This window comes from Micromonospora costi (assembly GCF_003626655.1).
GTDB classification, from domain to species: Bacteria; Actinomycetota; Actinomycetes; order Mycobacteriales; family Micromonosporaceae; genus Micromonospora; species Micromonospora costi.
In genome coordinates, this window is record NZ_RBAN01000002.1 from 814,196 (window position 1) to 826,661 (window position 12,466).

The 12,466-nt window shown below is 73.8% G+C and carries 10 protein-coding genes; 7 read left to right on the forward strand and 3 right to left on the reverse strand.

Features of this window, described 5'->3' with window-relative positions; all coding sequences use genetic code 11:
* The first annotated feature begins 62 nt into the window (after window positions 1-62).
* Window positions 63-1,352, forward strand: coding sequence for a DUF2314 domain-containing protein (locus D7193_RS14435; RefSeq protein WP_120779982.1), 1,290 nt, complete (start codon window positions 63-65; stop codon window positions 1,350-1,352).
* 124 nt (window positions 1,353-1,476) lie between these two features.
* On the opposite strand, the gene gcvT is transcribed toward D7193_RS14435, so the two are convergent.
* The gene (gcvT, locus tag D7193_RS14440; protein ID WP_120779983.1) at window positions 1,477-2,619 is read right to left on the reverse strand and encodes a glycine cleavage system aminomethyltransferase GcvT; all 1,143 of its coding nucleotides are present in this window, start codon (window positions 2,617-2,619) and stop codon (window positions 1,477-1,479) included.
* A gap of 163 nt (window positions 2,620-2,782) precedes the next feature.
* Here gcvT and D7193_RS14445 point away from each other — a divergent pair, with 163 nt between their 5' ends.
* On the forward strand, window positions 2,783-4,354 hold the full coding sequence (locus D7193_RS14445; RefSeq protein ID WP_120779984.1) for a leucyl aminopeptidase: 1,572 nt from the start codon (window positions 2,783-2,785) through the stop codon (window positions 4,352-4,354).
* Between the two features lie 66 nt (window positions 4,355-4,420).
* On the opposite strand, the gene D7193_RS14450 is transcribed toward D7193_RS14445, so the two are convergent.
* Window positions 4,421-4,750 carry a hypothetical protein gene (locus D7193_RS14450; RefSeq protein ID WP_120779985.1) on the reverse strand — a complete coding sequence of 110 codons (330 nt, stop codon included), beginning with the start codon at window positions 4,748-4,750 and terminating at the stop codon, window positions 4,421-4,423.
* Between the two features lie 177 nt (window positions 4,751-4,927).
* Between D7193_RS14450 and lpdA the strand changes: the two genes are divergently transcribed.
* Together lpdA and sucB are read left to right on the forward strand one after the other, a co-directional pair.
* Window positions 4,928-6,319 carry a dihydrolipoyl dehydrogenase gene (gene lpdA, locus D7193_RS14455; protein WP_120779986.1) on the forward strand — a complete coding sequence of 464 codons (1,392 nt, stop codon included), beginning with the start codon at window positions 4,928-4,930 and terminating at the stop codon, window positions 6,317-6,319.
* A 67-nt stretch (window positions 6,320-6,386) separates the two neighbouring features.
* Window positions 6,387-8,246, forward strand: a complete 1,860-nt coding sequence (gene sucB, locus D7193_RS14460) for a 2-oxoglutarate dehydrogenase, E2 component, dihydrolipoamide succinyltransferase (RefSeq protein ID WP_120779987.1) — start codon at window positions 6,387-6,389, stop codon at window positions 8,244-8,246.
* Window positions 8,247-8,316: 70 nt separating this feature from the next.
* On the opposite strand, the gene D7193_RS14465 is transcribed toward sucB, so the two are convergent.
* Window positions 8,317-9,270, reverse strand: a complete 954-nt coding sequence (locus D7193_RS14465; protein ID WP_120779988.1) for an SDR family NAD(P)-dependent oxidoreductase — start codon at window positions 9,268-9,270, stop codon at window positions 8,317-8,319.
* A 128-nt stretch (window positions 9,271-9,398) separates the two neighbouring features.
* Between D7193_RS14465 and D7193_RS14470 the strand changes: the two genes are divergently transcribed.
* From D7193_RS14470 to D7193_RS14480, 3 genes are all read left to right on the forward strand, one after another.
* Window positions 9,399-9,977, forward strand: a complete 579-nt coding sequence (locus tag D7193_RS14470) for a TetR/AcrR family transcriptional regulator (RefSeq protein ID WP_120779989.1) — start codon at window positions 9,399-9,401, stop codon at window positions 9,975-9,977.
* Between the two features lie 45 nt (window positions 9,978-10,022).
* Complete coding sequence (locus D7193_RS14475; protein ID WP_120779990.1) at window positions 10,023-11,357, forward strand: low temperature requirement protein A; 1,335 nt, start codon at window positions 10,023-10,025, stop codon at window positions 11,355-11,357.
* A gap of 140 nt (window positions 11,358-11,497) precedes the next feature.
* Window positions 11,498-12,424 (forward strand): LLM class flavin-dependent oxidoreductase, encoded by a 927-nt coding sequence (locus D7193_RS14480; RefSeq protein ID WP_120779991.1) that lies wholly within the window; start codon window positions 11,498-11,500, stop codon window positions 12,422-12,424.
* Window positions 12,425-12,466: the final 42 nt, after the last annotated feature.

The following is a 12,466-nucleotide window of genomic DNA, read 5'->3' on the forward strand; positions in this document are numbered from 1 at the left end:
GGCACGGCGGGCCGGGTAGCGTTCGCCTCGACAGCACCGGCGCCGCCAACCGGGGGACGAGAATGCTCATCACCGACGACTTCCTGCCCGTACCGGTCCCGGAGTCGCTCAGCGCGACCTACCTGGTGCCGGTCACGGGTCTGCCGCGGGTCAGTACGAAGAGCGCGGTGGCGGCGCTCGCCGGCCGGATCGCCGAGCCGGTGCACGGCCTGGCCCGGCAGATGCTGGACAGCCCGCTCATGAGCGTGGACACCCGGCCCATCGGCGAGTTCCCGGAGCTGCCGCCGGACCTGCTCACCGCGTTCGGCGCCAGCGAGGCGCAGCTGGACCGGCTCGCGGCGGCCAGCCACCTGGTGGTCGTGCAGGCCGAGTACCGGCCCGGCTGGCCGCCCGCGCACGAGTGGGCGGCCCGGGCGGTGGCCGCGGCGGTCGCCGACGCGGTGGGCGGCGACGTGGTGGACGTCTTCGGGCTCCAGTTCCTGGCCCCGGCCGTGGCGCTGCGCTCGCTCCCCGACGAGCGGGGGCGGATCCGGCTGGTCGACTGGGTGCTCGTGCCCTACTCGTCCGACGCCGACGGGCTCTGGTTCACCACGAAGGGCCTGCGCCGGTTCGGGCTGCTGGAGTTGCAGACCCAGGGCGTGCCGGACCACCTCACGCGGGCCTGGGGCGCGGTGATGACCGGTGCCGCGCGGCGGCTGCTGCGCGACTGGACCGACGGGCTGGCGGGCGAGGAGGTGCCGGCGTTCGTGCAGCTGCCGGTGCTGGCCACGGTGACCGGTCACGACATCGCGGTGGCGTACGGGAATCCGGAGCAGCACGGCGCGACCGCCCCGGTGCTGCTCCGCCTGGAGCTGGACCCGGCCACCGACCCGGACGCGGACTCGTTCCTGAGCCTGCGCCCGCCGGCCGGCCACCCGGGCCCGGACGGGCGGTACTACGCGGCGGCCTGCGCCACCCTGTTCGCCGGCATCCAGCCGGACGTGCGGTACGCCCGGCCCGGGGACGCGATGAGTCGGGCGATCGCCACCGCCCGGGCGGGGCTCGACGACGCGCGCGCCCGGTTCGTGGCCGGGAAGCTGCCCCGGGAGTCACAGCTCGTGGTCAAGTACGGCCTGCCCGGCGAGGACGGCCCGGAGTACGTGTGGGCGGGCGTCACGTCGTGGGACGCCCCGGAACGGATCGTCGGGGTGAGCGCCAGCGACGCCGCCTCGGACCCGACGGTGCGGATCGGCTCGCCGGTCGTCGTGGAAACCTCCGACGTGGTCGACTGGGCGCTGCTCGACGGCACGGGCGTCATCGAGGGCGGCTGGACCCAGGCCGTCCTGGACGCCGGCGAACGCCCAACCCCGTAACCGCCCACCCCTCCCGCCCTCCCCGGCCCCGGTTGACCCCGGTGATCATGAAGTTATTGCTGCGACACGCCGGCGCCGGAGGCAATAACTTCATGATCACCGGGGCTAGCCCGAGGGGGTGGGGTTAGCGCACGCTGGGTTGGACGAACGGGGGGCGGGTTACGCGCATCTGCGCGCGGCGGCCCCGGACGTCGACCTCGACGAGATCGCCGTCGGCCAGGTCCGCGGCCGTGTCCAGCAGCGCGAGGGCGATGCCCTGCTTGAGGGTCGGCGAGAAGGTGCCGCTGGTGATCATGCCCACAGTCGTGTCGCCGACCAGCACGCTCATGCCCGGACGCGGGATCGCCCGGTCGACGGCCTCCAGGCCGCGCAGCGTACGACGGGGGCCGGCCGCCTTCTCCGCGCGAAGCGCGTCCCGGCCCCAGAAGGCCGGCTTGTCCCAGCCCACCGCCCAGCCGGAGCGGGCCTGCACCGGGCTGATCTCCAGCGACAGGTCCTGCCCGTGCAGCGGGTAGCCCATCTCCGTCCGCAGGGTGTCCCGGGCCGCGAGGCCGCAGGCGCGCAGCTCGTACGACTCGTCGGCGGAGAACAGGGTGTCCCAGACGGCGGTGGCGTGTTCGGCCGGCGCCACCAGCTCGTAGCCCAGCTCGCCGGTGTACCCCGTCCGGCAGACGGTCAGCTCGACCGGGCCGGTCGCGGTCTGGAGCGTGGCGGCCGAGAAGCTCATGTAGTCGTGGCCGGTGGGCAGGCCGAGCGAGCCGAGCAGTTCGGCGGAGCGCGGCCCCTGCACGGCGAGCACGGCGTACGCCTCGTGCTCGTCGGTGATGGTGAGCGACGGCGGCGCGGCGGCCCGCAGCCGCCGGACCACCTCGGCGGTGTTCGCCGCGTTGGGGATGAGGAAGACGTGGTCGTCGGCGTACAGGTAGACGATGATGTCGTCCACCACGCCGCCGGTGGCGTCGTCGCAGCAGAGGGTGTACTGCGCCCGGCCGGGCCCGATGCGGCCCAGGTCGTTGGTGAGGCAGGCGTTGACGAAGTCCGCCGCCCCGGGGCCGGTCACCCGCGCCTTGCCCAGGTGGGAGACGTCGAACACGCCCACCGCGGTGCGTACCGCCGTGTGCTCGCGGAGCACGCCGCCGCCGGCGTACTCCAGCGGCATCTCCCAGCCTCCGAACGGGGCGAACTTGGCGCCGGCGGCGATGTGCCGCTCGTGCAGCGGGGAACGGCGCAGCCGGGTCGCGGCGGCGTCGGTGGTCACCTCGGTCATGGGTGGCAACTTACCGGGGACACTCCCGCTGGTTAGCATCGGCGGGGACCCGCCGCAGCGGTCGGCGGGACAGCCCTGACGTCCGGCGGGTAGGTTGCCGCCGGAGACCTTCATCGCCGGTACGCACTGTCGCGGCCGGCCCGGCCCGCCCGGAGTAGCTTCAGTGACATCGCCCCGTACCACCCTCAGCCTGGTCGACACCGACCCCGCCGAGCTCGCCGTCGACGCCATCGTGATCGGCGTGCACAGCCAGACCGGCGAGCAGGCCGCCACGAACGGCCTCGCCGGCACCCTGCTGCTCGCCAGCGGCGCGGAGAGCATCGCCGCCGCGTTCGACGGCAAGCTCACCGAGACGCTGGCGCTGCTCGGCGCGACCGGCGGGCCGGGCGAGGTGATCAAGCTGGCCACGCTGGGCACGATCACCGCCCCGGTGGTCGCCGCGGTCGGCCTCGGCCCCGAGCCCTCCGGCGCCGCGCCGGACCCGGAGGCGCTGCGCCGGGCCGCCGGTGGGGCCGTACGCGCCCTGGCCGGCGCGTCGCGGGTGGCGATGGCCCTGCCGCTGCCGGACGACGCCGACGCCCCGGCCGCGCTGCGCGCGGTCGCCGAGGGCTCGCTGCTCGGCTCGTACCGCTTCGCCGGCTACAAGACCCGCCCGCAGCCGGCCCGGCGTGAGCCGGTGGCCGAGGTGCTGGTCGCCGTCCCGGACGCGAACGACAGCACCGCGCAGGCCGAGGTGGCCCGCGCCACGGCGGTTGTCGGCGCGGTCCTCACCAGCCGGGACTGGGTGAACACCGCCCCCAACGAGCTGCGCCCGCCGGCGTTCGCCGAGGCGGTCGTGGCCGCGGCCCGCGAGGCCGGCCTGGACGTCGAGGTGCTGGACGAGGCGGCGCTGAAGGCCGGCGGGTACGGCGGCATCATCGCCGTGGGGCAGGGCTCGGAGGCCCCGCCGCGGCTGGTGAAGCTGACCTACACCCCGGAGGGCGGCGGCACCGGCAAGCGGGTGGCGCTGGTCGGCAAGGGCATCACCTTCGACACCGGCGGCATCTCCATCAAGCCGGCGCAGGGCATGTGGGAGATGAAGTCCGACATGGCCGGTGCGGCCGCGGTGGGCGCCGCGATGCTGGCGGTGGCCGCGCTCAAGCCGTCGGTGGCGGTGAGCGGTTACCTGCCGATGGCCGAGAACATGCCGTCGGGCACCTCGTACCGGCCGGGCGACGTGATCAGCATGTACAGCGGCAAGAAGGTGGAGGTGCTCAACACCGACGCCGAGGGCCGCATGATCCTGGCGGACGCCATCGCGCGCGCCTGCGAGGACGGCTGCGACTACCTCTTCGAAACCTCGACGCTGACCGGCGGCCAGGTGATCTCGCTGGGTAAGAGGATCGCCGGCGTGATGGGCACGCCGGAGCTGTGCGAGCGGGTCCGCACGGCCGGTGACGCCGTCGGCGAGCCGACCTGGCCGATGCCGCTGCCGGACGACGTGCGCAAGGGCATGGACTCCGACGTCGCCGACATCTCTCAGGTCAACGCGGGGATGGACCGGGCCGGGCACATGCTCCAGGGCGGTGTGTTCCTGCGCGAGTTCGTCACCGAGGACGTGGCCTGGGCGCACATCGACATCGCCGGCCCGGGCTACCACTCGGGCGAGCCGACCGGCTACTGGGCCAAGGGCGGCACGGGCGTGCCCGTCCGCACCCTGGTCCAGCTCGTCGAGGACGTGGCCGCCAACGGCTGACGCCTCCCACCCATACGCGAGAGAGTGGCCGTTCCCCCGGAGGGAGCGGCCACTCTTTCGCGTCCGTCAGTAGAGGTCGGGGCGGCGCTTGCGGCGCTCGTTGAAGTCCCGCATCCGCTGCGGGTAGCCCATGAGCCGCACGTCGTAGACGGGGATCGCCATGCGGTACGCGAAGCGCCGCGCCCCGTCCGGGCCGTCGATCCGCCGCCGGGTCCACTCGCCGTCGTCGGCGATGAGCATGACCGTGGTCTCGGTGACGGTGGTGCGGGGCTCGATGTACGCCTCGACCCCGCGCCGGGTCCGGACGAAGGTCTCAAGATGCTCCAGATCGGCACGGTCGGCGGCACGATCGTGGCCCACCACGCGCGCCTGCTTGCGACGCCGGAACAACCCCACGGACCTCTCCCCCACAATCCGTCATCGAAGACGGTGCCAAGCGTACGTGTCGACGACGTGTCGTTGGGCACCTCACTACGCGCTCCGTGCGCGGTGGTGACAAGATGACCGAGGTGGGGTGTGCCCCGTGTCCCCCGCCGTGACCCCCGATGCAGCGACGCGACCTGGGAGTTGGACGTGAGCGAGCCGAACGACGCAACCTTCGACATCGTCATCCTCGGAGGTGGCAGCGGCGGCTACGCGGCGGCGCTGCGGGCCGCCCAGCTGGACCTCTCCGTCGCGCTGATCGAGAAGGGCAAGCTCGGCGGGACCTGCCTGCACAACGGCTGCATCCCCACCAAGGCGCTGCTGCACGCCGCCGAGATCGCCGACCAGACCCGCGAGTCGGAGCAGTTCGGGGTCAAGGCCGAGCTGGTCGGCATCGACATGGCGGCGGTGAACTCGTACAAGGACGGCGTGATCACTCGCCTCTACAAGGGCCTCCAGGGCCTGGTGGGCAGCGCCAAGAAGATCACCTTCGTGGCCGGTTCCGGCCGCCTGGTCGCCCCGAACACCGTCGAGGTCGACGGCAAGCGCTACACGGGCCGCAACGTGATCCTGGCGTCCGGGTCGTACGCGAAGAGCCTGCCGGGCCTGGAGGTCGACGGCGAGCGGATCATCACGAGCGACCACGCGCTGTTCATGGACCGGGTCCCGTCCTCGGCGATCGTGCTGGGCGGCGGCGTGATCGGCGTCGAGTTCGCCAGCGTGTGGAAGTCCTTCGGCGTGGACGTGACCATCATCGAGGCGCTGCCCCGCCTGGTCGCCGCCGAGGACGAGGAGTCGTCGAAGGCTCTGGAGCGGGCCTTCCGCAAGCGGAAGATCAACTTCAAGGTCGGCAAGCCGTTCGAGAAGGTCGAGAAGACCGAGAGCGGCGTGAAGGTGACCATCGCCGGCGGCGACACCGTCGAGGCCGAGGTGCTGCTGGTCGCCGTCGGCCGCGGCCCGAACACCGCGAACCTCGGGTACGAGGAGCAGGGCGTCCGGATGGACCGCGGCTACGTGCTGACCGACGAGCGGCTGCGCACCAACGTGCCCAACGTGTACGCGGTCGGCGACATCGTGCCGGGTCTCCAGCTCGCGCACCGCGGGTTCCAGCAGGGCATCTTCGTGGCCGAGGAGATCGCCGGCCAGAACCCGGCCGTGATCGACGAGGCGGGCATCCCCCGGGTCACCTACTGCGAGCCGCAGCTCGCCTCGGTCGGTCTCACCGAGGCGAAGGCCAAGGAGCAGTACGGCGCCGACAAGGTCAAGACCTACAACTACAACCTGGGCGGCAACGGCAAGAGCCAGATCCTCAAGACCACGGGCTTCGTGAAGCTGGTCCGGGTCGAGGACGGCCCGGTTGTCGGCGTCCACATGGTCGGCGCCCGGGTCGGTGAGCTGATCGGCGAGGCGCAGCTCATCTACAACTGGGAGGCCTACCCGGCCGAGGTGGCGCAGCTCGTGCACGCCCACCCGACGCAGAACGAGGCCCTGGGCGAGGCGCACCTGGCCCTCGCCGGCAAGCCGCTGCACTCGCACGCCTGACCACGACAACCGCGGCGTCCGGCGACGGGCGATGATCCCACCAGGGGAATGAAGGAGTCTGGAGAACATGCCGGTATCGGTCACCATGCCTCGGCTCGGCGAGAGCGTCACCGAGGGCACCGTCACCCGCTGGCTCAAGCAGGAGGGCGACACCGTCGAGGTCGACGAGCCTCTGCTCGAGGTCTCCACCGACAAGGTGGACACCGAGATCCCGTCGCCGGCGGCGGGCGTGCTGACCCGGATCGTGGTCGGGGAGGACGAGACCGCCGAGGTCGGTAGCGAGCTGGCCGTCATCGCCGGTGAGGGCGAGCAGGCCGGCGGCGCCGCGCCGCAGCAGCAGGCGCCGGCCGAGCAGGCCGCGCCGGCCCCGGAGCCGACGGCCGCCGCCGAGGGCACCGCGCCCGAGCCGGCCCCGCAGGCCGCCCCGGCCCCGCAGGCCGAGCAGGCGGCGCCGGCCCCGTCGGGTGGCGGCACGCCGGTCACCATGCCGGCGCTCGGCGAGAGCGTCACCGAGGGTACGGTCACCCGCTGGCTCAAGCAGGTCGGCGACACCGTCGAGGTCGACGAGCCTCTGCTCGAGGTCTCCACCGACAAGGTGGACACCGAGATCCCGTCGCCGGTCGCCGGCACCCTCCTGGAGATCAAGGTCGCCGAGGACGAGACCGCCGAGGTCGGCGCCCCGCTGGCCGTGATCGGCGCCGCGGGTGCCGCCCCGGCCGAGGCGAAGTCGGAGCCGACCCCGCAGCCGGAGGCGAAGCCGGCCCCGCAGCCGGAGGCCAAGCCGGCGCCGCAGCCGCAGGCCGAGGCGAAGCCGGCGCCCGCCCAGGCCCCGACGCCGGGCGTGTCCTACAACGAGCCGGCGGCGGAGGCGGAGACCGCCGCCCAGCCGGCGCAGGCCGAGCAGCGCGCCGTTCCCCCGGCGCCGGCCCCGACGCCGCAGCGCCCGTCGGCGCCCGCGCAGGGCGGCGGCGAGGAGGCGGCCGGGTACGTGACCCCGCTGGTCCGCAAGCTGGCCAGCGAGCACGGCGTGGACCTGTCCACGGTCAACGGCACGGGCGTCGGCGGCCGCATCCGCAAGCAGGACGTGCTGGAGGCCGCCGAGCAGGCCAAGGCGGCGAAGGCCGCACCGGCCCCGGCCGCCGCAGCCCAGCCGGCCGCCGCCGCGGCGCCGGCGCAGCCGGCCCCGAAGCCGCAGCCGAGCGCGAAGCGGGGCACCACCGAGAAGCTGCCCCGGATCCGCGCGGCCATCGCCAAGCGGATGCACGAGTCGCTGCACGAGATGGCGCAGCTCACCACGGTGATCGAGGTGGACGTCACGCGGGTCGCCAAGCTGCGGGCCCAGGCGAAGTCCTCCTTCCAGCAGCGGCACGGCGTGAAGCTGTCGTTCCTGCCGTTCTTCGCGCTCGCGGCGATCGAGGCGCTCCAGACGTACCCGATCGTCAACGCGCGGATGGACCTCGCGGGCGGCACGATCACCTACCCGGACGCCGAGCACCTGGGCATCGCGGTCGACACCGAGCGGGGCCTCCTGGTGCCGGTCATCCACAACGCCGGTGACCTCAACCTGGGCGGCATCGCGAAGCGGATCGCCGACCTGGCGGAGCGTACGCGCACCAACAAGATCAGCCCGGACGAGATCGCCGGCGCGACCTTCACGCTGACCAACACCGGCAGCCGGGGCGCGCTGTTCGACACCCCGATCGTGCCGTCGCCGCAGTCGGCGATGCTCGGCACGGGTGCCGTGGTCAAGCGTCCGGTCGTGGTCAACGACCCGGAGCTGGGCGAGGTCGTCGCCATCCGGTCGATGGTCTACCTGGCGCTGTCCTACGACCACCGGCTGATCGACGGCGCCGACGCGGCCCGCTTCCTGGTCGCGGTCAAGGAGCGGCTGGAGGCCGGCAACTTCGAGGCCGAGCTGGGGCTCTGAGCCCCGCACCGCACCCACGCGCAAGGGCGCCCCGGTCGTCGACCGGGGCGCCCTTCGCCGTCTCGTGGCCTCAGGCCGCGCGCAGCGTCTCCTCGGACACCTGCCAGAGCCGCTCGGCGGCCTCCGGGTCGAGCGCGTACGGCGCGTAGCCGGTGCGGGTGCCCGGCTGGTTCGGCCCGGCCTCCTGGCAGTCCTCGAAGTAGCGCCCGCCGACGCCGTCGAGCAGCGGCGAGGTGGCGAGCAGGACCGAGGTGGCGGCGCCCTGCTCGGTGGTCTTCCAGTAGCCGCCGCCCGCGGTGCCGCCCGTCTGCGCCCGCATCCGCTCCAGTTCCTCCTCGCTGATGTAGCGCTGGAGGTTGGTCCGGATCGCGCCCGGGTGCAGCGAGTTGACGAGGATGCCGTCGTCCGCCCACCGCCGGGTCGCCTCGACGGCGAACAGCACGTTGGCGGTCTTGGACTGCCCGTACGCCAGCCAGGGGTCGTACTCCCGGTGGGCGAAGTGGATGTCGTCGAAGACGACGGGCGAGCGCAGGTGGGCCGCCGAGCTGACCGCCACGACGCGTGCGCCCCCGGCCGCGGCCAGTGCCGGGCGCAGGCCGGTGGCCAGCGCGAAGTGCCCCAGGTGGTTGGTGGCGAACTGCATCTCCCAGCCCTGCGGGGTCCGCATCTCCGGCGACGCCATCATCCCGGCGTTGTTGACGAGGATGTGCAGCGGGCCGTCCCAGTTCGCCACGAACGTGGCCACCGAGGTCTGGTCGGCGAGGTCCAGCGGCGCCACGAGGATGTGGTCGTTGCCGGTGGTGGCGGTGATGTCGGCGGCGGCCCGCTGGCCGTCGTCCGGCTTGCGGACCGCGAGGGTGACGTCGGCGCCGGCCTTCGCGAGCGCCCGCGCGGTCTCGACGCCGATGCCGGACGCGCCGCCGGTGACGACCGCCCGGCGGCCGGCGAGGTCGACGCCGTGCACCACCTCGAGCGCCGTGGTCTCGCGGGAGAAGGGTGTGCTCACACGTGTGCTGGTCATGATCCATCCTTGTCGGCGGCGGACCGGCGTGGCCGGCCGCTACGATGAGAAGCGGAGGACCCTCCGTTACGGTCGACACTAATCGGAGGACCCTCCGCTTGTCACCCGGTCACGGCCACCCAGGAGGCGACATGGCTCACGCCGCCCCCCGACCGCTGCGGGCGGACGCCCAGCGCAACCGCCAGCGGCTGCTGGACGCCGCGGTACGGGCGTTTTCCCAGAGCGGGCCGGAGGTAACGCTCGAGTCCATCGCCCGTGCCGCAGGGGTGGGCATCGGCACCCTCTACCGCCACTTCCCCACCCGGGAGGCGCTGGTCGAGGCCGCCTACCGCAACGAGCTGGGCAAGCTCTGCGACGCCGCCCCGGACCTGCTCGACCGGCTGCCGCCGGAGCGGGCCGTCCGCGCCTGGATGGACCTCTTCATCGACTACCTCGCCGCCAAGCGGGGCATGGCCGACGCGCTGCGACTCGTCATCGCGACCGGGGCCAACCCGTACGCCGAGAGCCGCGACCGGCTGTACGGCGCGCTCGACCTGCTGCTCAGGGCGGGCGCCGAGGCCGGGACCGTCCGGGCCGACGTCGCGGTGGCCGACGTGCTCGCGAGCCTGAGCGGGGTCTCCCTCGCGGCCGGCGAGCCGGACCGGCGTGACCAGGCCCGCCGCCTGCTCGACCTGCTCATGGACGGTCTGCGCTACCGCGCCGGCAGTTGATCGGTTCGGGCGCCCGGGCGCCCGGGCCGCTGACAGACTCGACCGATGGGTGGTCAGCGGTGGCGCGGACGGCTGGGTCCGGCCGTCGCCGTCGCGCCGGGCGCGCGGGTCGACCGGTTCGAGGTCTTCTTCGACCTCGTCTTCGTCTTCTCGTTCTTCATCATCACGCGTGCCACGGCCATGAACATCACCGGCAGCAGCCTGCTGCACGCCATGCTCGTGCTCGCCGTGCTCTGGTGGTGCTGGGTGGTTCACAGCGTGGTCGCCACCCGCGTCCGGCTCGGTGAGGGCTTCGTCCCGGTGCTCATGGTCATCGGGATGGCCGCCCTGTTCTGTTTCGCGCTCTCCCTGCCGCAGGCGTTCGGCGATCCGCGGCAGACCGCCGCGGGCCCGATCGTCGTGGCCATCAGCTACCTGGTGATCCGCGGTGTGCACCTGCTGCTCTACTGGAACATCGCGAAGGAGAAACCGGGCGAACGGCGGCTGCTGCTGAAGTACTCGCCGGAGGTGGTGATCAGCACCGTCCTGCTGCTCGCCGCCGCGCTGGTCCCGCCGTCCATCGACCACCACGGCTACGCGACGATGCTCCGCGACGCGCTCTGGGTCGCCGTCGTGGCGATGCAGTACGCGAGCGGCCTCGTGGCCGGTGCCTGGGGCTGGACCGTCGCCTCGGCCGAGCACTGGACAGAGCGGTACGACCTGATCCTCATCATCGCGCTCGGCGAGTCGATCATCTCGGTGGGCGTCGGCGGCAACCTGCTCGGCCAACCCGTCACCTGGGGCGCGGTGACCGCGGCCGTGTGCGGCGTCGTCTTCACCGCGGCGCTGTGGTGGGCGCACTTCGACGTGATCGGCCCGGCCGCCCGGATCGCGCAGCACGCCGCGCTGGGCCGGCCCCGGGTGGCGATGGCCCGCGACGCGTACGCCTACTTCTACCTGGTGATGATCGCGGGGATCATCCTCTTCGCCCTCGGCGCCGAGGAGATCGTCCGCCAAATCAGCGACCCGCACGTGGGCCCCGGGGAGCCACCGCACGGGCCCGGCGTGCCGCTGCTCTACGGCGGGGTCATCTGCTATTTCGTCGGCGGCATGCTGTTCCAGGCCCGCACCCTGCACACCCTCTCCTGGACCCGGGTGGGCGTGGTGGTGGTGCTCGCCACCGCCATTCCGGTGGCCGCGCTGCTCCCCGCGCTCGGCTCGCTCGCGCTGCTGACCCTGATCTGCATCGGCCTGGTGGCGGTCGAGGTGGTCGTCATGGCCGACTCGCGGCAGGCCCTGCGCGAGGCCGTCTTCAAGGAGAAGGCCAGCCACGAGGCGCACGAGGTGGCCTTCCGCGCCGCGTGGCACGAGGTCGACGAGGAGAAGCCCGAGCCGGGATGAGGGGTCCCGCCGGGGGCGTCGCGCGGCGCCGGGTCGAGCTGCCCCAGCCGCGGGCGCACGGAACTCCCGTGGTCTGCCGGTAGCAGAATCGGCCCCGTCAGGCTGGCTGCCGCCGGGCACGGCCCGGCAGGCTGGGGCGCATGGTCACCTTCTCCCTCCACGCCACCCCGTCCGGCACCGCCGCCGAGTGGGTCGAGCTGGCCCGGCGCGCCGAGGCCGCCGGCTACGACGCCCTCCTGGCCCCCGACCACCCGGGAGCGGCGGCCACGCCCTTCGTGGCCCTGGCCGCCGCCGCGGCGGTGACCACCACGATCGGGCTCGGCTCGAACGTCTCGAACGCCGGCATCCGGGAGCCGATGCTGCTCGCCGCCGACGTGGCCACCCTCGACCTGGTCTCCGGCGGGCGGGCGCGGCTGGGCATCGGCGCCGGGCACACGCCGGCCGAGTGGCGGGCCGTCGGGCGGGAGCGGCCGGACGTGGCGGGACGCGTACGCCGGGCGGTGGCCGTGGCGGACGCGGTCCGGCGGCTGCTCGACGGGGAGGAGGTCACCGTGGACACGCCCGACCTGGTGCTCCGGGACGCCCGGCTGGACACGCCGCGCCCCGTGCAGCGGCGCATTCCGCTGACCGTCGGCACCGCGAACTCGTGCCTGCTGCGCTGGGCCGGCGCGCACGCCGACGTCGTGGGGCTGGCCGGTCTCGGCCGTACGCTGCCCGACGGTTACCAGCACGAGGTGCGCTGGCGCGCCGCGGACATCGAGGCGCAGCTCGCCCAGGTGGCGGCCGGCGCGGCGGGCCGCACCGAGCCACCGGTGCTGGAGGCGCTCGTGCAGCGGGTCGAGGTGACCGACGACGCGGAGGCCGCCGCCGCGGACATGGCCCGGGAGGTCGGGCTGAGCGTCGCCGAGCTGCTCGCCACCCCGTACGTGCTCATGGGCACCGAGGACGAGATCGTCGCGGCGGTCGCCGGGCACCGGCGCCGCTGGGGCATCACCCGTTTCGCGGTACGCGCCCCCGCCCTCGACGCGCTGGCGCCGGTCCTGCCCCGGGTCGCCACCCTCGACTGACCGCCGCCCTCCCGCTCCCGCCCGGGTCGGGAGAGTCGGGTA